15 protein-coding genes are annotated in these 24511 nt (G+C 60.0%); 7 read left to right on the top strand and 8 right to left on the bottom strand.

The window, feature by feature from the left end:
- Positions 1–172: 172 nt before the first annotated feature.
- The 3 genes from JNN07_01430 to JNN07_01420 form a co-directional block, all read right to left on the bottom strand.
- Positions 173–2143 carry a CotH kinase family protein gene (locus JNN07_01430; protein ID MBL9166381.1) on the bottom strand — a complete coding sequence of 657 codons (1971 nt, stop codon included), beginning with the start codon at positions 2141–2143 and terminating at the stop codon, positions 173–175.
- A 742-nt stretch (positions 2144–2885) separates the two neighbouring features.
- Positions 2886–4328: a DUF1501 domain-containing protein gene (locus JNN07_01425; protein MBL9166380.1), complete on the bottom strand. Its 1443-nt coding sequence runs from the start codon at positions 4326–4328 to the stop codon at positions 2886–2888.
- 2 nt (positions 4329–4330) lie between these two features.
- Entirely contained in the window at positions 4331–7957 is a 3627-nt protein-coding gene (locus JNN07_01420; protein MBL9166379.1) for a PSD1 domain-containing protein, read from the bottom strand.
- A 145-nt stretch (positions 7958–8102) separates the two neighbouring features.
- Here JNN07_01420 and JNN07_01415 point away from each other — a divergent pair, with 145 nt between their 5' ends.
- Positions 8103–8561, top strand: coding sequence for a hypothetical protein (locus JNN07_01415; protein MBL9166378.1), 459 nt, complete (start codon positions 8103–8105; stop codon positions 8559–8561).
- Positions 8562–8580: 19 nt separating this feature from the next.
- On the top strand, positions 8581–9153 hold the full coding sequence (locus tag JNN07_01410) for a hypothetical protein (protein MBL9166377.1): 573 nt from the start codon (positions 8581–8583) through the stop codon (positions 9151–9153).
- A gap of 20 nt (positions 9154–9173) precedes the next feature.
- On the opposite strand, the gene JNN07_01405 is transcribed toward JNN07_01410, so the two are convergent.
- From JNN07_01405 to JNN07_01395, 3 genes are all read right to left on the bottom strand, one after another.
- On the bottom strand, positions 9174–9872 hold the full coding sequence (locus tag JNN07_01405) for a nickel transporter (protein MBL9166376.1): 699 nt from the start codon (positions 9870–9872) through the stop codon (positions 9174–9176).
- Positions 9873–10018: 146 nt separating this feature from the next.
- Positions 10019–11392: an MFS transporter gene (locus JNN07_01400; GenBank protein ID MBL9166375.1), complete on the bottom strand. Its 1374-nt coding sequence runs from the start codon at positions 11390–11392 to the stop codon at positions 10019–10021.
- 245 nt (positions 11393–11637) lie between these two features.
- On the bottom strand, positions 11638–14838 hold the full coding sequence (locus tag JNN07_01395) for an SNF2 helicase associated domain-containing protein (GenBank protein MBL9166374.1): 3201 nt from the start codon (positions 14836–14838) through the stop codon (positions 11638–11640).
- A gap of 117 nt (positions 14839–14955) precedes the next feature.
- Between JNN07_01395 and JNN07_01390 the strand changes: the two genes are divergently transcribed.
- From JNN07_01390 to hpnD, 4 genes are read left to right on the top strand one after another with little or no spacing between them, the layout of a single operon-like run.
- A complete protein-coding gene (locus JNN07_01390; protein ID MBL9166373.1) occupies positions 14956–16608 on the top strand; it encodes a GHKL domain-containing protein in 1653 nt (550 codons plus the stop codon).
- The gene (locus JNN07_01385; GenBank protein MBL9166372.1) at positions 16605–18035 is read left to right on the top strand and encodes a sigma-54-dependent Fis family transcriptional regulator; all 1431 of its coding nucleotides are present in this window, start codon (positions 16605–16607) and stop codon (positions 18033–18035) included. The genes JNN07_01390 and JNN07_01385 overlap by 4 nt, the downstream gene beginning before the upstream one ends.
- A complete protein-coding gene (locus JNN07_01380; protein ID MBL9166371.1) occupies positions 18032–18475 on the top strand; it encodes a hypothetical protein in 444 nt (147 codons plus the stop codon). Before JNN07_01385 ends, JNN07_01380 begins: the two co-directional genes overlap by 4 nt.
- A gap of 59 nt (positions 18476–18534) precedes the next feature.
- Entirely contained in the window at positions 18535–19569 is a 1035-nt protein-coding gene (gene hpnD, locus JNN07_01375) for a presqualene diphosphate synthase HpnD (protein MBL9166370.1), read from the top strand.
- On the opposite strand, the gene JNN07_01370 is transcribed toward hpnD, so the two are convergent.
- Positions 19560–20642 (bottom strand): exo-alpha-sialidase, encoded by a 1083-nt coding sequence (locus JNN07_01370; GenBank protein MBL9166369.1) that lies wholly within the window; start codon positions 20640–20642, stop codon positions 19560–19562. The genes hpnD and JNN07_01370 overlap by 10 nt on opposite strands.
- Positions 20643–21232: 590 nt before the next feature.
- Positions 21233–22963, bottom strand: coding sequence for a ribulokinase (locus JNN07_01365; protein ID MBL9166368.1), 1731 nt, complete (start codon positions 22961–22963; stop codon positions 21233–21235).
- A 175-nt stretch (positions 22964–23138) separates the two neighbouring features.
- On the opposite strand from JNN07_01365, the gene JNN07_01360 reads away from it, so the two are divergent.
- Positions 23139–24482, top strand: coding sequence for a DUF1501 domain-containing protein (locus tag JNN07_01360; protein ID MBL9166367.1), 1344 nt, complete (start codon positions 23139–23141; stop codon positions 24480–24482).
- Positions 24483–24511 lie beyond the last annotated feature (29 nt).

The raw sequence follows: 24511 nt of genomic DNA, 5'->3' as shown, positions 1-24511 counted from the left end.
CCCGGTCCCCCCCAAAAAAAGGACTCCCGGGTACGGAACAACCCAACCTGTGAAGTGTCAGGAAAGCTTGTCCCCATCTCCCGACACTCCCAACCAAACGTTAGGTCCGCTACCCGGGAGTCAAAGTCTCCCGTCTCTCATGGCTCGCGAGGGCACTTGCTGCCAACCCGGCTCAACGCCCCCGGAAAGGACTCAAATCTTGATTGATGCCTGCTCGCAATTGGTCCTCAGTCAAAACCCCATCGGCATCGCCATCCCAAGCCCCAAACCACTTCGAAAATCCAGTTCGAAACTCCGCCCGACTCAGTGAGCCGTTCTTGTCCGCGTCCAAGGCATCGAAGAAGGTTCGGCCGATGAACTCGCCCGGTCCACCCGGTCCACCCGGTCCACCCGGTCCACCCGGCCGGCCTCCCCGTCCACGGCCACCAAAACCCATTCGGTCGATTTGAAGACCCGGGGATTTGCCGGCCAATTGGTCAGATACCGATTGAGAACGCGCGGTGACAAAGGTACGAATCGGCTTGGGAGGGTCACCGAACATGCCCGGGTTAAACCCAGGCCCTTCGCCCCTGCCCGGTTCCGGGCCGCCGGGACCTGGCCCACCACCCCGTGCTCGTCGTACCGCCTCACCAGCCACCACCTTGTTGAAGACCTCGAGCTTCTCCTGGGACTCCTTCTCCACGGAGGGACGGATCACCTGGGCCAACTCCTCAATTTGGCCATGGATTCGTTCGGGACTGAACACGCTCGTGCTTAACTGCGACATCCTCTCCAGGTAGAGCTTCTTGAACGCCTCCACCCGAAACACCCGCTCCAAGAAACGATTTTCTCCCTGCCAGGGCTTTTGAATGCTCAACTGTTCCCGTTGATCCTGGGTTCCAACCATAGGAAACTGCCCAAATGAATGGTCCAGATCCCAAGGCCAGAATTGGAACTGCTGAGATTTGGGATGCAGGTAAACCAAGAAATTCTGTCCCAAAGCCAGGATGCTATCCATGTTCGCGAGCCAGACCGTGACGGCCATGAAGCTGGCGAACTCGGGAAGATCGAGGAACTTATGAATGTTCTGAGCAAACTCCTCATCACTGCTGCGGGACACCCACTTGCAAAGATCGATCACCCGCTGCTTCTGCTCCTGGGTCAACGTCTGCTTAGGGTCAAATGTCTGTTGATACTGAGACCAGTCGTCCCCCAAGTCATCAAACAGAACCCGAGCCACCGGCTTGAAGATTGCGCCCTTCTTCTCCCCGATCTGCTCCTCAGCAAAATTTTTGTCGGGGTTCTCGATGAGAGTGTACAGCCCCAGATAGGTCCGATCGTATTGTCCCGGCACCGTCACGAACACCTGAGCATAGGCATTCCTCGGCGCCGGAACTCCAGCGTCGCGAAACAATTGGTAGCTCAACGGCTCATTCATCCAACTAGGGTCAGTCACGTTGTTGTGCAGGTTCAGGGTGGTCAGGCCAAAGAACTTCTGCCCCTTGGTGTACTCGTTCAAATCGATCTTCATCGATCGCTTTAGCTGGCCACGGGACTCCATAAAGGTCCCATTTCCTTTATAGCGAACAGCCACCTCCTTGAACTCCTGACCGTCAATAGCCAGCGACGCTCGGACATAGTTGAACTCAACTCCGGCAGCCGATGCCAGACCGTTGCGCTTACCTTCCGCGCCTTGAAGATTCATGCCACCAGGACCCCCAGGACCACCGCCAGGCAACGGCATGGACGCAGAAATCCCCAGGCTGACCTGCTGAGAAGTGAGTTGCCCGGTATTGTCCTTGTCCCACGCGGAGAACCAGCGATCGGCCAATCCGGTGAACTCCTCTTTGGAAAGTTTCCCGTTCCGGTCGACGTCGCCTTGCGAGACAAACCCAGGCGCGAGAACCATCGCCGGGCCGAATCCACCCCGACCGCCCCCTCGTCCGCCTCCGCCAAATGGACCACGGTCGCCACCCTTTGGTTCCATGGCCCCCCACTGCTCCGGCGTGAAGGTGAGATGGATCGAGAAGAGATTCGTCCGCCGATAAACCTGAGCCCCCCCGGATTGTGAAGCCTCCTTAGCGACCACGCCGCTGACACCTGCCAGCAAGGCAACGCAAACCATCCACCGAATCTGAGAAAGCGACCAAAGACCCGTGTTCATTTTCAAAGCAATAGACGGAGCAAGCCTGTGCCAATCGTTTCACTCGGAGAGTCTCATCCCGGCGATCCCGCCTTAAAGCGAAACTTAACCTGAGAGAACCCAACACCGTTCCAAACCAAACCGATCGTCGGACTCGACCGCGGTATTGGAGGCAAGATCCATTAAGCAATCCTCGTTCCAGGGCAAAAAACCCAACAAATCAGGCGATGCGTGGCCTCGTCTCGCGCAAGAGGTGCGCAAACTTGCGCCTGAGCGTGCAAACAATGCACAAGGGAATAGCCCTCCCCATCTCCGCGTTCTCCGCGCCTCCGCGAGAGATTCCGGCAGTCCTTCGGAGTCAGGAGAGGGATCTTTTCTCGCGGAGACGCGGAGAACGCGGAGGAGCAGTAAATCAGTGCGAACTGACGGATCGTGCGGATCAGGCCGATCAAAGCCAGGTTGTTGCGATGGAAGGCGCAGAGGGTGTCGTGGTCCGGATGGCTATGGTGGTCCGAAGGAGCCCGATCACGCAAATTGGGAGGCAAAGGAAGTGGTGTGTCGTGATCAATATTGACGAAGCGGGGACCCATGCAAAACCCGACGCCGTTGCCCCGCTCCAGCTTCAAGCAAACCAACAGCGAATCGGCTCTTTTCCGCAGGAAAAATATCTAGCAGCCTGTCGCGACGATTCCTAAAAGATAACTCAGCACAAACGAGGTTCAAAGCCGGACTCACGTCCAGTGGGGATTAGTCCGACAGGCTGCTAGGCCAGCAGCCCGGCGACAACTTTACCGTGGATATCAGTCAGTCGATAATCCCGCCCCTGGAAATGGAAGGTGAGCCGCTCGTGATCGAACCCCAGCAGGTGGAGGATCGTGGCTTGAATATCGTGAACATGAACCGGGTTATCCACCGCATGAAAACCCAGATCGTCCGTGGCTCCAAAGGTCGTTCCCGCCTTGACTCCTCCGCCCGCCATCCAGAGAGAAAAGGCCTGCGGATGATGATCCCGACCCTGAGCACGCCCCAACGTCGGATTGGTCTCGACCATAGGGGTTCGGCCAAACTCACCTCCCCACACCACCAAGGTCTCGTCAAGAAGCCCCCGTTGCTTCAGATCGGTGATGAGTGCGGCCGATGCCCGATCCGTCTTATTACAATTATCCTTCACATTGCCGGCTACATCGGAATGAGCATCCCAGCCCTCGTGAAAGATGTTCACAAACCGCACCCCGCGCTCAATCATCCGCCGAGCCAACAGGCAGGCACGCGCAAAGGACGGTTTGTCAGGGTCGCAGCCATACAGCTCCAACGTCGCGCGACTCTCGCTCCGGAGATCCGTCAACTCCGGCGCCGAGGTTTGCATGCGAAACGCCATCTCATACTGAGAAATGCGGGTTGCGATTTCCGGGTCGCCAACCACTCCCAAACGCTCCTGATTCAAGGCCCCCACCACATCCAAAGTGTCTCGCTGAATGACTCGATCCACTCCCGCGGGATTGGTCATGTTCAGAATAGGATCGCCGGAGTTACGAAACCGGACCCCGGTATAGATGGTGGGAAGGAATCCGCTGGACCACAGGGCCGGACCTCCACTGATCCCTGCCCCCGTCGACATCACCACAAACGCCGGCAGGTTTTGGGTTTCCGATCCGAGCCCATACAGCGCCCAAGAACCCAGACTCGGCCGGCCCGGTACGGGAAACCCCGTCTGGAACAACATCTGAGCCGGGGCATGATTGAACTGGTCCGTGCGCACCGACCGCACCAGGCACAGATCGTCGACCACTTTGGACAGATGCGGCAAGACCTCGCTCAGCTCAATGCCCGACCGGCCATACCGCCCGAACTTGAACTGGGGTCCCAGAACCGCGGCGTCCGATTTGATAAAGGCGTAGCGCTGACCGCCGATCACGCTCGGTGGAATCGGCTTGCCCTGGAGGCGCGCGAGCTCGGGCTTGTGGTCAAACAACTCCAAATGGCTGGGAGCCCCGGCCATGAACAGATGAATCACCTGCTTGGCTTTCGGAGCCGAGTGCGGCTGGCGCACGGCCAACGCATCCTTGGGAAGAATCTTCGCTCCCGCCGAAAGCCCCAGCTGCCCGGTCAATAGCCCGGCCAGGCCAAGCTTGCCCAATCCATAACCGCACTCGCGGAGAAAGTGCCGCCGGGAAGTGTCGAGCGGAGAAAATGTGTGCAATTTCATGGTCAACCTTGCGTGATAAATTCGTCGAGGTTGAAGACCAGCCGCGCCAGCAAAGTCCACACGGCTCGCTCCCCAACATCCCCTTCCCCACCCCCCGCCACGCTCCGGGAGTCCATCTCCCCGCGCTGGATGCGTCCACGCTGAACCTCCGCAAAACGAAGCAGCACCTGAACCTCCCGATCGGTCGGACGACGGCTCAAGCTCCGTTCAAACAATGACTCGATACGACTTTGGTCCGTCCCGCCAGCCTTAACCAGGAGGGCCCCAAAGGCCTGGGCAATCTCCACAAAGACCTGATCGTTGAGGAGAGTCAGGGCCTGGAGGGGTGTATTGGATCGTTCGCGACGAGCCACGCACGCCTCACCGCTGGGCCCATCGAAAGTGTTGAACATCGCGAACGGCGCCGTCCGCTTGGCAAACACGTAGAGGCCTCGACGATATCGGTCCGGACCCGTACTGGCTGTCCATCCCATGGCTCCATAAGTCCCTTCCGACGTGACCGCTGCCGGCTGCGGCGGATACACGCTGGGGCCACCGATGGTGGGCTGAAGCAGCCCCGAGGCCCGCAGGGCGGCATCCCGCACCATCTCCGCGTCCAACCGTTTCCGCGGCCCGTGCGACAGTAGCCGATTTTCAGGATCCCTTTGCCCGGCCAGCTCAGTCCGCTGGGAGGTTTGGCGATAGGTGGCACTGGTCACCATCAAACGGTGCATCGCCTTGACCGACCATCCTTGCCGAACAAATTCCAGCGCCAACCAATCCAACAATTCGGGATGACTCGGGAGATCCCCCTGGAAGCCAAAATCCTGAACCGTCTTCACCAAACCGGTTCCAAATACCAGGGCCCAGTTCCGATTCATGACCACTCGGGCGGTCAACGGGTTCTCAGGAGAAACCAGCCAGCGGGCCAGCCCCAGCCGATCGCGGGTCGAACCGGAGGGCAGCGGATTCAGAATGGACAGCACACCAGGCTCCACTGCCTCCTTCGGCTGAAGGTATTCCCCGCGATGATGTACGAAAGTGGGCCGGGGATGACCCGCAGGCCGCTCGCGCATCACGAGAGTGGTGGTGGCCGCCGGACGCCGACGCAGCCGACGGATCTGTTCCGCCTCATTGGCCAGTTCCGGGCTGCTGAGTAAAAACTGGTTCAGCAACTCCTGACGTTCGGACGAGGTCAGCTCCTCTGACGGTTTGCGGAGCAAGCGTTCCATCTCCTCCGGCAAGTCGCGGGCGTCTGCTCCCCGTGGATCGGCCGTGACCGAGAGACGAAATCGCCCCAGCGACGCGGCGTAATGGCGCCAGAACTGCATCTTTACGCGCAGATCGCCAGTCGGCTCCAGGGGCGCCTCCAGTACAAATACCGCTTGATGCCGCTCACCCATTCGCCCAGCGCAAGACCAACCCGTTTGCAAGTCACCGTCAATCGCTCGCTGCGCCCCCACATTGTCAGCACCCAAACCAGTTTTGGCGTAGCTATGGCTGGCCTTCGAGATCTTGCAGGGCTGGCCGGAAGCCACCAGTTCCAACTCGCTGAGAAAGAAGTCTCCAGGGGGGCCCTCGTAATAGGTCATGCCCGGACCATGCGCCGGCAGCCGATCGTCCGGCAATACCTCCAGCCGCACCGCGGTTACCCTCGGAGGGAGGTCGCGGAAGGCCAGCTCGTAGGTGTCGTGCTTGGTGATGTCCCCCGACACAAAAATGCTTCCGTCGGGTTCCAAGCTCAGGATCGGTAGATTGGACCGCAACTCGACTGGACGAACCGGTCTCCAATCCACCAGCGAACGCCGCTCGCGGGTGAGCCAGTTCTGAAAGGACTGCTGCATCGCCTCCTGTCGGCGAACCGCTACCGCTCGGGTGTCGGCCGATGGAATCCCCAATCCCACGCGCAACCTTCCGATCAGATGAGCACCGCCGTAACGTTGAACCAACCGGACTTCGTAGCGAGTGCCACCCTCATGCCCCACTGGGGCCTCGAAGCTGAAATAACCAACTTTTGCCGAGTTCAATGTCTTCCTGGGATCATGGACCGCCCACCCGGTGGCTTCATCTCCATCCACCGCCGCGCTGATGAGAAATCCTGGCTGCTCGACGTCGGCGGTCGCGGAAACGATTTTCAACAAGCGCAGGGCGGCGCTCGCATCACTCAGCGGAGCCGCAAAAACCTGAATCTCACTCAACACGAAGTTGCCATGCGGAGTTCGTCCCGGGCCCTTGGAAGGCAGCGAGGGATCAGTCAGCGCTTCCAGCCGAAGCTGGTCAACACCCCGCGCCGAACTGGAGAACCGAAGCGTGTAAACATCGCGTTCCTCCGGCTTCCCCTGGAAGAGGAAAGAGCCATCCTCCAGCAGACGAGCTGGACGCTTGCTCTCGTCCTGCGCCGATCCATCACGAGGCGTCTCCCATCGAATCACATCCAACGGCCATTTATCCGCGAGAGCAGCCAGACGCCGAGCCGCTTCTTCCTGATTCTGCTTCCAGGTCGCCTCGAGCTTCTGGTCGGGAAGATCCAGGTCCGGCTCGTCGGCGTTGTTCAGGCAGGCCATCACCTGATAATACTCGCGGTGGGGAATCGGGTCGTACTTGTGCGTGTGACACTGGGCGCACTGCAGGGTCAGCCCCAGCCAGGTGGTACCGGTGGTCGCCACTCGATCATTCATGGCATGAAAGCGAAATTCGAGCGGATCAATCCCTCCCTCCTCATTTCGCATCGTGTTGCGATGAAAACCAGTGGCTACCCGTTGATCGACGGTCGGATCCGGCAGGAGGTCTCCCGCCAATTGCTCGATCGTGAACTGGTCAAAAGGCAAATCCCGATTCAAGGCACGAATGACCCAGTCGCGGTAGGGCCAGATGCTTCGGGCCCGGTCCTTCTCGTAGCCATTGGTATCGGCGTAGCGCGCCAAATCGAGCCAAGGCCTGGCCCAACGTTCGCCATAGTGCGGAGACCTCAGGAGCCGATCGACCAGGGACTCGTAGGCCTGCGGCGAAGAGTCGGCCAGAAAGGCCGACAACTCCTCGGCAGTGGGTGGAAGCCCGATCAGATCCAATGAGACGCGCCGCGCCAGCGCCGATTTGTCGGCTGGAGGGGAGGGAGACAACCCCTCGCTCTCCAGACGAGCCAGTATGAAGGAGTCGATGCCGTTACGAACCCAGCCCGAATCACGCACCGTCGGCAAGGCCGCAGCCCGGGGCGGTTGAAAAGCCCAATGCTGCTCATATCGAGCACCCGAGGCAACCCAGCGCTTCAAGAGGTCTTTCTGCTCCGCCGTCAGCGGCTTCTTGGTCTCGGGAGGCGGCATGACTTCGTCCGGATCCTCACTGAACAGCCGCGCCACCAGGTGGCTCTGATCCAGGCGACCCGGCACAATTGCTCGCCGCCCTGACTTGAGCTCGCGCGATGCCTCCTCGGGAAGATCCAACCGAAGACCACCTTTCCGATGGTTCTCATCAGGGCCATGACAACGAAAGCAGCGATCCGACAAGATGGGACGAATCTCCCGGCTGAAGGAGGGCCCCACGGTGTCACCTGGCCCCGCCGCTTCGGCCAGCGCCGCCACCGACAGGAGCAGCAGGACCCAGGCGAACCGAGGTGATCGGCGGCTACGAATTAAGACGATGGACAGCGGCATGGTTTGGCTGGGCGATGCATTGCGACCGTGGTCGTGGTCGGTAACTTGAGATGATGAAAACCTGGGCAGTATTCAAATCAACCGACAGGAAACAATCTCGATTATTTTGAAATAGATGCATCCGCAGGTGCGTCAAAGTCCTCATATGATCCCGCGTCTTCCACGGCTAGCTTGGCTCCTCCTGGCTCTTTGGACGCCGGTTCCCACTGTCCGAGCTGCCGAGATCGAGAGGACAGCACATTATGTTCAGCTGATCCGTGGAGATGACGAGGACAAACCACCAGGGCCGGATGCCAAAGTGGTTGGCACCCGCCTGAGCACCAGGCTGCGACCGCTGTTTCGCTGGAAGTCCTACTGGGAGATTCAGCACCAGCGGGTCGACGTTAGCCCGGGTGGAAAAACCAAGGTGAAGCTCAACCGCGAACGGGAGGTGGAAATCGACCTGACGGAACCAGGCAAGAGAAAGGTCACGGTCTCTCAGTCGGGCAAGGAGCTCGCACGCAGCATTCGCAAGGCCGGAGAAGCGATGACCATCATTGGAGGAGAGCGGGATGCACGCAGTGTCTGGTTCGTGGTCGTCCGCGTGGACAAGCCAACCCCTTAGGGGTTAGAGTTGCCCACCTATGATGACCCAGCGTTCTTGTTTTTTAAGGATTAGCGCGCTGATCCTTTGGCTTTCCCTTCCCCATCGAGCGCCGGCCGCGCCGGATCTACCCTCCCTGCAGCAGGAGGTGGCTCAAGCCATAGAGAACTTTAAGAAAGCGGATCCGGGTCTCCAGCGCTTCTTCTCCACAGCCGCGGGTTACGCGGTGTTTCCGGGAGTTGGCAAGGGAGGTCTGGTCCTCGGTGGAGCTCACGGCAACGGTCTGGCTTACGAGGGTGGCAAGCTGATCGGGCGGGCCTCGGTCACCCAAGTGACCTTTGGGGCCCAAATCGGTGGCCAACGATTTGCCGAGATCATCTTTTTTGAAACGCCGGCAGCCTTGGCCCGGTTCAAAAGCAGCAAACTCGAGATGAGCGCCCAGCTCAGTGCCGTCGCCGCCGCGGAGGGAGCGTCCAAGAACGCTAAGTATGTCGACGGGGTCGCGGTGTTCACGCAGGCCGTGAAGGGCTTGATGGCCGAGGCGAGCATTGGAGGCCAGAAGCTGAAATTTAAAGATTTGGCGGAACCCGTCAAACCTCAGAAAAAACGCTGAACCCAGCCCACTGACTCAACTCAGGAGGCCGCCGCCCAACCAGTCGCCCAAATCCAATAGGCTCCTGTGCCCAATGCAGAAATCGCCAGGGTTCCCAGCAGGATCCGATAGGGAACCAATCCAACCCTGGAAGTCGCGGTTACTACCCGGCCGATCACCTCCGCGAACCCGGCCATTGCCAGCATGGTTCCGAGCGTGTAGGCGGTGAGATAAATCACCACCTGGACCAGGCTTGGCAGCGCGAGCGTCGGAAGAACCGCAAAGAAGTGCGAGCTTCCCGCCAACCCGTGCAGGGTTCCGATCCCAAACGCCGCGTGCGCGTGCGCGTGGGGCGAGGCCGCCGCCGGAGGATGGGCGGTGCGCTCGGAATGAAGATGGAAGTGAACATGCTGGCTGTCGCCATGCGCATGGGTGTGAATATGCAGCCGACGAGACATGGCACGACGCAGGGTCCAAACACCAATCCCGCACAGAGTCACCCCCACCAAGCGCTCCGCCCAACTACTGTACGCCTCCACGGGCAAGGCCGAACGAAACGCGTAGAGGAGGCAGCCGATCAACACCACTCCCAGACTGTGACCGCAAGCCCATCGAAGTCCCGATTGCCAGGACGCCCGAGTGGAGGCGGCGGCCAGAGGCGCCACAGCCGTCAAGTGATCGGGCCCAGAAACCACATGCAGAGCACCGGCCAGAAAGCCAGTAAGAGCCACCAAACTCATTGGAGGCGCTCCCGGGACAGATCGATCATTTGACTCACGGGATCAGAAGCTACGCGAGGGCCTCCTCGGTGTAAAGCAGAGCTTACACGCGCTGAAAACACGTCAGATCCATGGCCAACGCCGACCCTCCGAACCAGGAGCGATGCTCACTCCGGCAGCGGTTTACCCTTGGTTTCCGGAGCAAACCAGATGAGCGCCATGCCGACGAGGTAAACCAAAGTCACAATAGCCCCCGCCTGCGGATAGCTTCCCCCCAGCGTCCTCACCAACTCTCCCTGGAGCAGCGCGCCTCCAGCGGCGAAGATGCGTCCAAAATTAAAACACAACCCCTGCCCGGTAGCACGAATTCGCGTGGGAAACAATTCAGGGAAGTACAAGGGGAACCAACCGTAAAACGAGGCGGTGACCGCGCTCACGCCAAAGGCATAGGCCATGAACGAGGCATCAAACTGGGAGATGGTCCGGAACATCAGCGCGCACATGGCGAGCGAGCCCAGACACAGCAGAAAAAACGCGATCCGACGGCCCAACTGAGCCCCCAGCAGCGGCGCGATGATGCAACCGAGAATCGCGCCCAAGCCTTGAATCATCTGCACGTTGCCCGAGGCCATACCCGCCGAACGCTTCCCTTCGGATTCAAGGGCCGCCCGCTTGGCCGCCTCTTCCGCGCTCAACGAGGCGGGGGTCCCATCGGCTTGATACCATCCGGGGTTTTCAGCCTTCAACTGGCTCTGGGCCTCACGCGAGACCAGCTGATTCGCCCACAGCGGGATCCAGGTAACCGACCCCCAGGTGCCGATCAATGCAACCGATGCGAAAACGATGGCCAGCAACGTTCGACCCCGAATCCCCGGTGCAAAAATCTCAACCAGCGGCTTGGATTTCCCATCCTTGACGGAGTCCTGCCACCGCTTGGATTCTGGTACGGCCAAGCGAATCAGGAAGACGAGCAGGGCCGGCAGCGCACCAATCAGAAACATAGTGCGCCAGGACTCAGGAGTGGGCGGCCAAACCCGGGCCACCAACCCCGTCAGCAGGAACCCGAAGTTGGCGGCGGCCCCAATGGCCCCAGCCAGCAGTGGACGCCATTTTTCGGGCCAACATTCCATCACCAGCGCCACCCCCAAAGCCCACTCCCCCCCCATGCCCAACGCGGCGATGAAGCGGAAGATCGCCAGATGAGTGGGGGTCTGAGCGAAGTAACCGCACCCCGTGAACAGGGAATAGACGAGAATACTAATCGCCAGTGCGCGCACACGACCAACCCGATCACCAAGCCAACCAAAAACCAGTCCTCCGGCCGCAGCTCCGATCAGAAATGCCGCGGTGATCTTTGCCATCCAAGGCCCCACCGCAGCGTCGCCGCCCTCCCCCAGCATGCTCAGCAGAGCCGGACGCGCCACGACGGGAAAAAGTCCGATCTCAAATCCGTCGAACAGCCATCCCAGAAAGGCCGCAAGCAGTACCATCCATTGTGCGGAGCTCAAGGGCTGGCCCGCTGACGATTGTTTTTCGGTCATAAAGTGAATGAGTTGGTGGCCGCATCCGCGAAACGAATCTCTATCTCTCGTTGAGGCCAGCACGCGACCGACGGTCCACCGGGATGATTTTGACCTCATCAGACGGGCAAACCAATCAATGGTCAAGGTTGAGATTGGTCGTTCGCTGAGGGTTGGCAGGGGTCAGTGGAGTCTAATCGGACTTCTCATCCAGTGCGGACTCGCGCAATCCAGCTATGTGGTCGCCCCACCCACAGTTCGGATGCTCAGCCGAGCAACTCCTGAATCTCCTCCCAACTCAGGGCTTGAGTGAAGCTCTCCTCACTACCCAGGGTCTGAGCGGTCAACTCACGCTTGCGCTGCTGCAGGGTCAGAATCTTCTCCTCCACGGTGTCGCGCGCGATGAGCTTGTAGCTGGTGACCACTCGGGACTGTCCGATCCGATGCGCCCGGTCGGTCGCCTGGTCCTCGACTGCCGGATTCCACCAAGGATCAAAATGGATCACGGTGTCGGCGCCGGTGAGGTTCAGACCCACGCCGCCAGCCTTCAGGCTGATCAAGAAAACAGGAGCTTGCCCCCGCTGAAAACGGTCGACCACCTCGCCGCGATTCGGAGTGCCGCCGTCTAGATAGCAATACTCGACCCCGTCCTCTTCCAACTGTTCCCGCAACAGCGCCAACATCTCGGTAAATTGGCTAAAGACCAACACCCGATGTCCGCCGTCTAAAACCTCCTGGAGCAGCTCACCGAAAAGATCCACCTTGCCGGAGCCTTCGTCCTTGGCAATGGACTCCAGCTTGAGCAGCCGTGGGTCACAACAGATCTGACGCAAGCGCAGCAGCGTCGTGAGCACTAACATGCGTCCCCGAGACGCCCCCGGTTCACCTCCCGCCTGCAGCATCTCCTTCCGTCCCGCCTCCAACACCTGCTGATAAATCCGACGTTGGGAGTCGCTCAGCTCACAGAAAGAAACCTGCTCCAGTTTGGCCGGCAGGTCGCGGGCCACCTCCTGCTTCAAGCGGCGCAGAATGAACGGCCGGAGTCGTCGTCCCAGACGGGCCGATGCGGACGAGTCCTTGCCCTTGCTGATCGGGAGCTCGTAACGCTCCCGAAAGTCGCTCGCGCTGCCGAGATAACCGGGCATCAAGAAGTCAAAGATCGACCACAGGTCGAAGACGGAATTCTCCAGCGGAGTGCCGGTAAGCACCAGACGATGGCGCGACCGAATAGACTTCACGGCCTGCGCATTCAGGGTCTGGCGATTCTTGATGTGCTGCGCTTCGTCCAGCACAACCGTATCGAAATCGACCCCTTGATACCGCTCCGCATCCCGCCGAATCAGCGCATAACTCGTGACCACCAGATGCGAGTCCGCGATCTCGGGAAACCAGCGCTGCCGGTCCGCCCCCTGCAAAGGCAGCACCTTCAGCTCTGGAGCAAATTTCTTCGCCTCCATGACCCAGTTGAACACCAGACTGGTCGGACAGATCACCAGCCAGGGCGCCTTGATCTCGCCCTGAGCACGCATCGCCCGGAGGAAGGCCAGCGTCTGCAGGGTCTTTCCAAGCCCCATCTCATCCGCCAAAATTCCTCCAAACTGGCTGCTGCGCAAAAACTGAAACCAGGCCACACCGTGCTTCTGATAGGGCCGAAGCACCTCTTCCAACGACCCCAGAGGCGGGCACTCCGGAAGGGCTTCTCCCGAGCGATGACGCACCTTCTCCTTCCAGGGGGCCGGCGCCTGCAACGTCCAGCCCTGCTCCCGCACGGTGGCCTCCAAGAAACCGGCCTGCTTGCTCGAAATCCGGTAGACCTGCCCCTCCTGACGTGGACTGCAGTCGCGCAATGACTCTTGAAACTCATCCAGCGCCGCCGCATCGAACACCGCGATCTTCCCGTTCTTAAGGCGGCCGTGGCTTTGTCCCGAAACCAGCAACCGCTGCATTTCCGCAGCCGACAAGGTCTCCCCCCCGCCGAGGCGAAAGCTGACCGAAAAGTCGAACCACTCCACCCCCGATGAACTCACCGCGAACTGAGGTTCGACCCGCTCGAGCTGGGTCGAACAGCTCTTCTGCAGACGCTCTTCCATCGTTACCTGCCACTCCCGCTCCAATCGCGGATGCTCGCGCGCGAAAAAGTTGAGGACCGTGTTCTGACCCGACATGCTCATCCGTCCCTGCGAATCCGGCGCCGAAAATCCACAACGCAGCAATCGTCCGATGGCCGCGCGCTCGGCTTCCGGATCCCGAGTCCCGAATTTACGAATATCCAGCTCATCCGGGATCCACGCATCCTGGTCGTCCACCACCGTGCCAAGGGGCAGCCGGCGCTGCCCGTAGATCGCCGTCAGCTGAGCCTCCAACTGGGCCAGGCCCCCGGTCAGCCTCAAGGCAAACCGCGGGGCCAGGGTCTCGATCTTGAACTCCTCGGGATGAAGGTTGTCGGAAGTAGCACCCCCGCGCAGCAACCCAGGCCAGTCACGGTTGAGAAACAAAGGAAGATCGGCCCGCGAGATCCAAACAGGAGTCCGAAGGACCGGCAGGAACTTGGCGTTGAGGTGCAGCGGAACGAAGCGCCCCGCTGCGAAGGTCCAGTGTCGATCTCCTTCGCCGACCAGAAGAGGTGGGAGTGGGCGAGCATCGGCGCGGGACAGCTGACACATGCCGTCCTTCTCCAGATGAGCCTTCAGGGCCAGTTTTCCAGGCTCTGCAGCCACCTCCACCCCGGCGCTGCGCCCCTGCGTGATGCGTGGATGCCCCACACACAACGCCAGCAGAGCAGCCAATTGGGAAACCTCCAGCTGCAGTAGCCCAGGAAACTCGCCCGCTGCCAAAACCTCGATGCGCTCGAGCAGCTCGCGATCCTGCTCCGACGCGTGATAGGTCGACGCCGGAGAGAGCGTGCTCAAAGGACTGCGGCCGCGGGGGGTACGAATTTCAAAGCAGACCATGACCCGCCCGCGCGCCAAAGCCGCTTCGAGATTGGGGGGCATGATCAAAAAGAGCTCCAGCGGCACCCCGACTTCACCCTCCCGCGCCCAGCGAAGTCGCGACGGACGCAGGGTGGAAGCCGGCTTGGTTCCGTCTGAGGGAGGCCGAGAGGGGGATTTGGCTGGGACCGGCGCCTCCTTGGGAGGAAGGCCTCGATTCAGATGATGCAGCCCCACCGCCACAGCATGGGCACAAATGGTGCCCCATTCGCGAGCCTGCCGACAGGTGCACATGTTCTCGACGTTCACCAGGTCTTTGATGATCAGCGTGGCCCGATACGAGGCCGTCCCCTCCTGGACCACGCCCTTCAAAACCGGAGGCGTCCAGTTGGAGCTGAGCACCCGCCCGCCCGCCAGGAGTGCGCGCGCCGACTTGACCGCTTCCCATCCAGCGATCTTCGCCAGAAACGTCTCATTGAGCTCCACTTCCGCCATGCGCCCCTCTTCATAGGCGAGGCGGGGAAGAAACTCAGCCAAATTGTTTGGACGCCGGGGCAAACCCAGGCTCCAAAAGTTACCCAACCGACGATGCCGCAAAATCTTCCCTCACACAGGGCGTGACACTTAGGCCTCTTTCCTGTCCAATCGAAAGGCATGCCGACGGAGCTCGAAATAGCTAAATCCGCTGCCCCGGCTACGCCTGAACCTGCGCCTAAAAGCGAGGAGGCTCCGGGGCTATCGCACTACCGTCGAACTCATCGCCGGTGGCGGGACAATGCGCGAAAGCTCATAGAACTGGTTCGGGATATTCATCCCCCACCGGAGCAGCAGGCCCTCCGCCTGCGGTCCGTGGAGCAGAACATTATTCTTCCGGTCAAGACACTGCTGGTGCTGATCGTGTCATGGTATGTCTTCGCGCCCGTCGCCAGCCTCGATACTACCCAGGGACGAAACCGCACCCGCCCAGCGCTGACCAAACCTGTCCTGACCAACGGTGTTCCTGACACCCTCGCCACGAATGCCCCGGTGCCAGCCAAGCCGCCTTCACTGCGGGTTGAAGTCGATCCGGGAGCTGCCAGCGGGGACAGCTTTAACGAAGGATATCGGGCGTTGCGCTGGCTGCTGGTCGTCTACATTCTGATCAATGTCCCGGCCGCCTTTCTGCTTCTACGGCCCAAAACCCTCGGCCTGAGGCTACGCCATATTCAAGGTGTCATCCTGGTGATCAGCAGCCTGGACGCGATTTTTGTGGCCTCACTGACCTATCTCACCGAAGGGTTCGCCAGCATCGTGTTTTGGCTGTTTCCTGGACTGATCCTTCGCAACAGCATGAGTCTTCCGCTGGCTCGGCCTCAACTGCTGCTGAACCTGCTGACGATCCTGCTCTATGTCACCGCGGGAACTCTGGATCTTTCCAACAACTACGCGGTGCTACCGGATGAACGGATCCCAGAACGCTCGGTCGTTTACCATTCGAGCAGTTCGGGGCCGGCTGAGCCGTTCCTCCTCCGCATCGCACTGCTCATGCTCCTGACCGTCTGCTGCTACGGCCTCCAGGTGCTTCTGGAGAAGCAGCGACAGACTGAGGAGGATGCCCGGGAGTTGACTACGCGACAGCAGCAACTCGACGTGGCCGCGCGGCTCGCCGCCCAGATCGCCCACCAGATCAAGAACCCGCTCGGAATCATCAACACCACTGTCTACAACCTCGAACGGAGCCTGCGCATTGGCAAGCGCGAGGCGGCTGAGCATCAGCTCGAGATGATTCGCGAGGAGATCAACCGCGCCGACCAGGTAATCACCCGTCTCATGGGTTACGCCCAATTGAAGGAGGGGCGGGTGGAGAAACTAGATGTGGTTGAGGAGATCGAGCGCGTGCTGCACGAAGTGTTCCCCCCGGTCGCGAAGTACTCCACTCAAATTGTCAAACAGTTCGGGCCCGACCTGCCGAGCTTATGGATGCAACGACAGCATCTCGGCGATATTTTCTCAAACATCCTGTTGAATGCGCGCGAGGCGTTGTTCGGCCAGGGTGAGATCCAAATCAGTGCCGAAGTCCAGCGGAATGGCGACTCCTTGTGCGTGACCATCGCCGACAACGGCCCCGGCATCCCAGCCGAAAGGGCGAACCAGGTCTTTCAGCCTTACTTCACCACCAAGGACAAAGGCAGCGGCCTGGGCCTGGCGATTGTAAAACAAAATATGAGCCTTTACGGAGGGACCGTGCGGGTGGAATCCGAACCCGGACATGGCTCTCGATTCATCCTCATCTTTCCCACTCGGGCCCTGACGAAAGTCCCTCAATGAGCCTATCCTCTCTTCCTATCCTGGTCGTCGACGACGAAAAAAACATGCGCGTCTCGCTCAAGGACCTTCTCGAGGGAGAAGGTTATGAGGTTCGCACCGTGGAGAGCGCCGAGGCGGCGTTGGAACTGCTGGGGAAGGAACGCTTTTTTCTCGGCATTCTCGACGGCCAGCTCGGGGGCATGTCGGGGTATGAACTGCTGTCGAGAATCCGGCAAGCTTGGCCGCAAATGATGGTGCTGATGATCACCGCCTACGCCACCCCCTCGCTGGCCGTTGAAGCCATTAAGGCAGGTGCCAAAGACTACCTCTCCAAACCCTACGCCCCCGAACAACTGCTGCACTCCGTGAGCGAGTGCGCACGGATTTTCCAACTCCAGGAAGAAAATGCGACCCTCCGGGCCAAAACCCAGGAAGCTTACCGCGTTGAACAGATCGTTGGCGACAACCCCAAGATCAAGGAGTTGCGACGGCTGATCCAGGTGATCGCCCCTTCGAACGCCACCGTCCTCATCCTCGGGGAGAGCGGCACGGGCAAGGAACTCATCGCCGGGGCCATCCACAGCCTGAGTGCTCGGCGGGACAAGCCCTACATCCGAATTAACTGCGCGGCCATCCCCGAAGCCCTGCTGGAAAGCGAACTCTTCGGACATGAAAAGGGAGCCTTTACCGGAGCTATCCGACTGAAGTTGGGTCGCGTCGAGGAAGCCGACGGCGGAACCATCTTCCTCGATGAAATCGGGGATATGAGCCGCCCCTTGCAGGCCAAATTGTTGCGGTTCCTTGAAAATGGCACTTTCAGCCGCGTGGGCGGCAACGAGGAACTCCATGTCAACGTTCGCCTCATCGCCGCCACCAACCGGAACATCGTTCAAGCCATTAAAGACCAAGAGTTTAGGGAAGATTTGTTTCACCGACTCAACGTCATGCAACTCACGCCCCCGCCACTCCGCGCACGGGGCAGCGACATCCTCCAGTTGGCAGAACACTTCCTCCAACATTTCAGTCCGGTCATGAACCGCAATCTGAAGGGCTTTAGTTCGGCCGCCAAACAGAAGCTGCTGGGACATCATTGGCCGGGCAATGTGCGCGAGCTTCGCAATTCGATCGAACGGGCCGTCATCCTCGAACCGACCAATGAAATCCAGGCCGGCAGTCTTCCCGACTTCCAAGTCGAGGCCCAGCTGAGAAGGTCCGAGGGTCCCGTGGTCACGGGAGCCCACTCGCTGGATGAGCTGCTGTCCAATTTCGAGCGGGATCTCATCACCCAGGCACTGCACCAGAACAATGAGTCTTTGACCCGAACCGCCGAACAGCTCAAGATCACCCGCCATGCGCTGCGGTATCGAATGCAGCGACTGAATATTAATGGAGGCCAGGATGTTGGGGATGAAGGTCCTGCGTCAAAAGCCGATAATCCCTCAGAATGAAAACGATCGTTCTCTATGCGGATAGCTCAACGGGAGCTGACGCGGCCCCGACTCCGGCGCCGGCCGCTCCGGCCCAGCCCGCCACCGGAGCCATCCATGCACCCCCACCAGCTCCCGCGCTGCTTTCCCCTTTTCGCAGCCACCTCGGCGGCCCTACCGAGATTCTCATCCTGCTTGTCGTCGTGGGCATCCTGGCCGCCATCCTCTTCGGCTGGGCGCTGATCTTTCGCAAACCCGCCCACAATCGTCTCGGCCGACGCAGCGGCGTGCTGTACGACGGGGAGAGCCGATCCTCGTCCGGAGGCAAGCGACGCCGCCGATCCCGACATCCCGAAAATCGGCCACGCAATCCCACGCTCAAAGAACGAGGAGGGCTGCCGCCCATGCGACAGGAAGATCCTCCGCAGGACAATGCCGGCCCAGCGGACGCCAAGAGTTAAGCTCGGGTTGAGCTTTACTAGTGCCCCCGGGTAGGCTGACATCGAGGTTGGAACGCAGCATGACTCGAAGCACCGGGCAGCCTCACGGCCGATCTGAGTCCCCTACCTTGCCAGGCAAGGGCGGGGTCGCAGAAGTTGTTGAGTCATCATCCGCCGCTTCCACCCCTCCCTCCAGCCAAACCACCGCACCTCGAGACTCATCCCCCGCCGCCCCCAAAGAGCTGGATGTGGAACAGAGCCAGCAAATTACCAAGAAAAGCGCATCCAATCTGGCTCTCGCCTTCGTGCTACTCCCCAAACCCCGGCGGGATGCCATGGCTGCTCTCTATGCATTTTGCCGCGAGGTCGATGATGTTGCCGATAACGAAGAGGTCCCCATTCCTGAGCGGCGCCGTCAACTCGAAGCTTGGCGTCAGGACGTCAAACTTGCGTGTCAGCCGGAGGGCACTCCCAAGTTTCCAGTCAATCGGGAGCTCCAACCGGTCATCCGAGGATACGGCCTGACTTTCGAACTCTTCAGCGAACTCATTCGCGGCTGCGAGATGGACCTTGAAATCACCCGCTACCATACCCAGGCGGATCTCGAGGAATACTGCTATCGAGTGGCCTCCGTGGTCGGGCTGCTCAGCATCGAGATCTTTGGCTACCACAATCCCCGCTGCCGCGAGTACGCCCTGCATTTGGGTAAAGCGCTGCAACTCACCAACATTCTTCGTGATGTGAAGGGCGACGCGGAACGCGGAAGAATTTATCTTCCCCAAGAGGATCTACAACGGTTCGGGGTCACTACAGATTCGATCCTCGCCCACCAATACTCCCAAGCCTACCGGCAATTGGCTCGATCTGTCGCGGATCGGGCCCGGGCCTTCTATCGCCAAGCGGCTCAAGCACTCCCCGAGGAAGACCGCCGATCGATGGTGGCCGCGGAACTCATGGGCTCGGTTTATTGGCGTCTATTGGAGAAACTGGAACGCGCCGAGTTCAATGTGTTTCAACCTGAACTAATCCGCCTGAATCGTTTTCAAAAACTGGCGCTGATCGCCCGAACCTGGTTTCGATCGCTCATCGGCAGTCGCCAGCCCAACTACGGCTGAAACTCGATTCCGTTGCGGGTGGCTCGAAAACGCCTCGCGCGAATGCTGGATCCGTCTCCCTCCTCGTAGTAGACAATCAGGACTGATCCATCCCTCAAGTTGACCATCGAGGGATAGGCACCCCCCACGGTATCCACAACCACGTTCTTGCTCCACGTGCGTCCCTCATCCAGACTGTAGTGCAGGCTGGTTTGCGGCACCCGATGCGCCAGCAGTATGATGCCATCCACGGTCCGATGCAGGTAAGGACAATGCCCCGGGAAATTAAAGGCTTGGGAAGGCGACCAAGTGCGGCCTTGATCGGAAGATAGGGAAAAAGCCATCGGCTTACCTCGATCTGCGCGCTGCGCGGCAAACAATTTCCCATCCTTCAGTTCCAGGACATCGGTTTCGGCGTCCAACCGCATGCCCGAGTTCGGAATGTCGACCTCGGCACTCCAGGTCTTGCCCCCGTCATCACTGAAAGTGACTGCACCGCGAGCGGAGTCATTCTCTTCCGTGTAAAGCCCCAGGATCAGTCGTCCGCTGGCAAGCTCCCGAACCGGCGAGCTGCAATAATACTTCTGAGAGAGGCGCTGCGGCTCCGACCAAGTGGCCCCCAAGTCCGAAGATACGACGATCCAGCTTCCCAGGCCGACATACGGCAGCTTGCCGGTGTCGTCCCCAGCCAAGGAGAAGAAGCTGCATAGCAGACGTCCGTCCTTAAGCTGCACAATGGAAGGATCTCGATCGTCGTTCGGCCCATCGTAGAGCGTTTGAGCCGGAGTCCAGGTCCGTCCTTCGTCACTCGAAAAACAAGAGCTGATGCGTCCGCCACGCGGAAGTTTGGGAGAGGGCAATGCGACATGTCCATACCCCGCATAGAACACCGCCATCAATCGTCCGTCGCGCACCCGGCAAACGTCAGGGAAGGCTTCGTAGGCTCCTGCACCAGCGTCCTGGCAGACCATGATGGGTTTGGGGCCCACGGAAACGGGAGCGGCATCCGAGTCGGCGGCCCCCGCCAAAAACGCAGCCTGAAACATTCCGAAGCAGAGAAGGCAAATCCATGGAGTCATCAAGGGCTGGTGCATAGGTGCGTGTTAAGCTCGAGCACACCCGATTTCTCCCCCTTGGTCCAGTCCCGGTTTTGGATGCATCCCGCAGGGGTGTGATGAAGATGCGGGTGAGGACAACGAATCCCGACTCCGTCGGGGGGCAAAAGCTGTAGAGGGCTACAGCACTCCATAGCGTCAAGCGGCTCGCGAAGCATCTTGGAGTTGCCCGTGAAGCGGTCCGATGAGGTTTATAGTTCCATAGTCCGGTAGACCTCTACCGCTTTTCAGCACCCGACGGAGTCGGGAGAGTTCCACAGCCGCGGAAACGCACTCTCGCGGGCTTAGTCACACCCCCCCGGAATGGACAATGAACATTCCTGGATGTTTTTGCCGCTCCCCCACTTTTTCCCAACGAGAAATTTCAGAAAAGGAGGACCTCCGCTTGCAATCGGAAAAAGGTGTGGTCCTGTGATGGTATCGGACATCCTGCCTGCCGGTGGTGGCGGGGCTGGAAGACGCGACACGGAGCCATGGTTGGAAAATGCGAGAACATAGCCCTCGCAAAACTCTGTGGTGCAAAAGTCAGCGTGGTTGCCACTGGCAGGCAGGATGCCTACTCAAGCCAGTCAACGAGTGAGTCCCAGGGCTTTCTTGCGCAGCTGGCGCAAGCGCTTCATGGGGCTCTGAGGATCGCGACCGAAAAAGTCGTGCATGCGCAGGTATTCGGAATAGAGCGAGTCATACACGCGCTTGTGCTTCGGGTTGGGCCGATAGGACTTGGCTTCAATCCGCGCCATCCGCTGCGCCGCTTGGCGCACATCACGATAAAGCCCAGCGGCCACCGCGCCGTGCATCGCCGCACCCAAAGCGCAAGCCTGCTCTGAGGATGCCACCTGGATCGGCCTACCGGTCACATCCGCGTAGATTTGCATGAGCAACGGGTTCTTCTTGGCCAACCCACCGCATCCGACCAACCGTCGAATGGCCACCCCCTGGGAGGTAAAAGCCTCAATGATGCGTCGAGTCCCAAAGGCGGTCGCCTCGATCATCGCCCGATAAATCTCGTGCGGTCGGGTTCCGAGGGTCGCTCCCAACAGCAGGCCGCTGAGCTCAGAATCCATCAGGACGGATCGACACCCGTTCCACCAGTCGAGAGCCAGTAAACCTGATTCCCCCGGCTGCAGCGCGGCCGCCCGGGTCTCCAGATAGCGATATCGATCCACTCCCTGCTGGCGCGCCTGCTGATCCACTTCCGCCGGCACTCCGTGTTTCATATACCAGGCAAACAGATCCCCCACTCCCGCCTGTCCGGCTTCATACCCCCAGGATCCCGCGACGACGCCGCCATCCACCACGCCGCAAGCACCCTCGACAGATTGCTTGCGGTCGCCAACCAGCAGATGACAAGTCGAAGTTCCCATGATCATGACCAACTCGCCGGAGCGGCCCACGCCGCAAGCAGGCACCGCTACATGGGCATCGATATTTCCCACCGCAACCGGGGTACCCGCTTTAAGCCCCAGCCTCTGGGCCATCGCGGCCGTCAGTCCATCGGCGCAGGCACCGAGGGGCAAAGGCGTACCACCCAGTTTCTCCGCAACCACTCGGGTGAGCTTGGGATGAAGAGCTCGAAAGAACGCTTCCGACGGATAGGTCCACCCACCCTTCCCATCCGGATACACCCACATAGCCTTGAACCCGGCGGCCGAAAGGTTCCTTCGCTCCGAGCCACACAGCTGCCAGACGATCCAATCTCCGGCCTCGATGAAGCGATCCGCCGCATCATAGACTTCCGGCGCCTGTCGAACCGTCTCCAGCAACTTGGAGAAGAACCACTCGCTCGAGTAGCGTCCGCCATAGGCCCGGATGAATTCCTCCTTCCGCTTCAAGCCAACCGCATTGATATGGTCCGCTTCCGGCTGGGCGGCGTGATGTTTCCACAGTTTGACCCAGGCATGCGGCTCGCGACGCCACCGCGTCTCGAAGCAGAGAGGTCGTCCGTCGGCCCGGGTTGGGAGCATCGTGCACGAGGTGAAGTCGGTCCCAATGCCCAATACCTGCTCTCCACGCACTCCCGCGTCGGCCAACACCCGGGGAATGGTCCGTTCCAACACCTCCAGGTAGTCGCCAGGATGCTGCAGGGCGAACTCCGGAGGAAGGCGCTTGGTAGAGCCGGGCAACCGCTCCTCCACCGAGCCATGCCGATATTCATGGACCGCCGTCGCCACCTCTTCTCCGGTAACCGCATCTACCAGCAGAGCCCTCCCTGACAGCGTGCCGAAGTCGATTCCAAGGACATACGTGCGCGACGAGGTCGAAGGACGTCGCGGGGAGGACTTGTTCTTGCTCTGGCTCATGTGTGTTAGGAGAGAATTGAGTCGGTATTGAGTGCCAACAGTCGTGAATGCGCGCCAAGGTATCGAGTTCATTGCCTGGCTCAAGTGCAAATGATCGAATCGAAGTCGATTGGCTTCGTCCAAACTACATTGAGGCTTCACAAGCCTCACCCAAACTGCTTAACTTGACTAATCCATGCTCGGTTTAAACCGCAATTGTGCCGGGATGCCGCGAAGAGACTTTCTCCAGGTGGGGCTCGGAGGCCTGCTCGGATTAGGCCTGACCGATCTACTCCGTCTCCAAGCGCAGGCGTCATCACCCGTCCCCGGGAGCAAGTCGTCCTCTTCCCGGATGAATTGCATCATGATCTGGTTGGATGGTGGCCCTTCCCATTACGAGTCGTTCGATCCGAAACCCGGAGCCCCTCAGGAAATCCGGGGTGAATTCAAGGACATGGCCACGGCAGTTCCGGGTATCCGCTTCAGCGAAGCGATTCCGAATTTGGCGAAGGTGGCCGATCGGATGACCGTGATTCGGTCGATCTGCCATAAGGATCCCAATCACGGCGGTGGAAACCATTACATGATGACCGGCGCCCCCACTCCGGTCCCCGTCGCCTGCGGTGCTTCCGTCACCTTTCATCCCTCGTTCGGTTCGGTGGTCGCCCACGAGCGGGGCATTCGAGAGGGCATGCCGGCCTACATGTCGATGCCCCAGGTCTCCCGCAGCGGAGGACCCAACTTCCTCGGTGGCAAACACGCACCCTTTGTCATCAACGGAAGCCCCAACGATAAGAATTTTCAGGTCCGTGATGTCGTCCTGCCCTCGGAGATCAGCAGCAGCCGAGCCGCCTCGCGCCGACAGCTGCGCACCACGCTGGATGACATGCAACGCTACCACGAGAAGCTGGCCGAAGACCCGGCGGTGACCTTCGACCAATACTACCAGCAGGGCGTGGATCTGGTGCTCTCCCCCAAAGCGCAGGCGGCCTTCGACATTCATCGCGAGGAGGAGAAAGTCCGGGACAGCTACGGACGTCATGACTTCGGACAGCGATTGCTCTTGGCACGTCGGCTCGTGGAAGTGGGTGTGTCCTGGGTGACGGTCTATTACGGGGGCTGGGATCATCACACGAAGATCTTTGACGCCTTCAAGGGGGACCACGGGAAGCGGATGGATACGGGCGTTGCCGCACTCATTCGCGACCTCGACCAGCGAGGCTTGCTCGACAACACGCTAGTACTGTTGCTGGGAGAGTTCGGACGCACTCCCAAGGTGAACAAGGATGCCGGACGCGATCATTGGCCGCACGCCATGTCGGTCATGGTGGCGGGTGGAGGAGTTCCCCGCGGACACATCATCGGTGCCACCGACGCGAAAGGATACCATGCCGCCGAGAGCGTGTATCGCCCCGAAGATTTCGCCGCCTCGATCTACACCAAAATGGGGATCGATCCTACTCAAGTGCTCCACACGAACACCGGACGTCCCGTCCAGCTGGTCAACAATGGACGCCTGATCCGCGACCTGTTCACGTAAATCGTAATCGTAATCGTAATCGCGATCGT

The organism is Verrucomicrobiales bacterium (assembly GCA_016793885.1).
Taxonomy (GTDB): domain Bacteria; phylum Verrucomicrobiota; class Verrucomicrobiia; order Limisphaerales; family UBA11320; genus UBA11320.
This window is presented reverse-complemented; position numbering and strand designations above follow the sequence as displayed.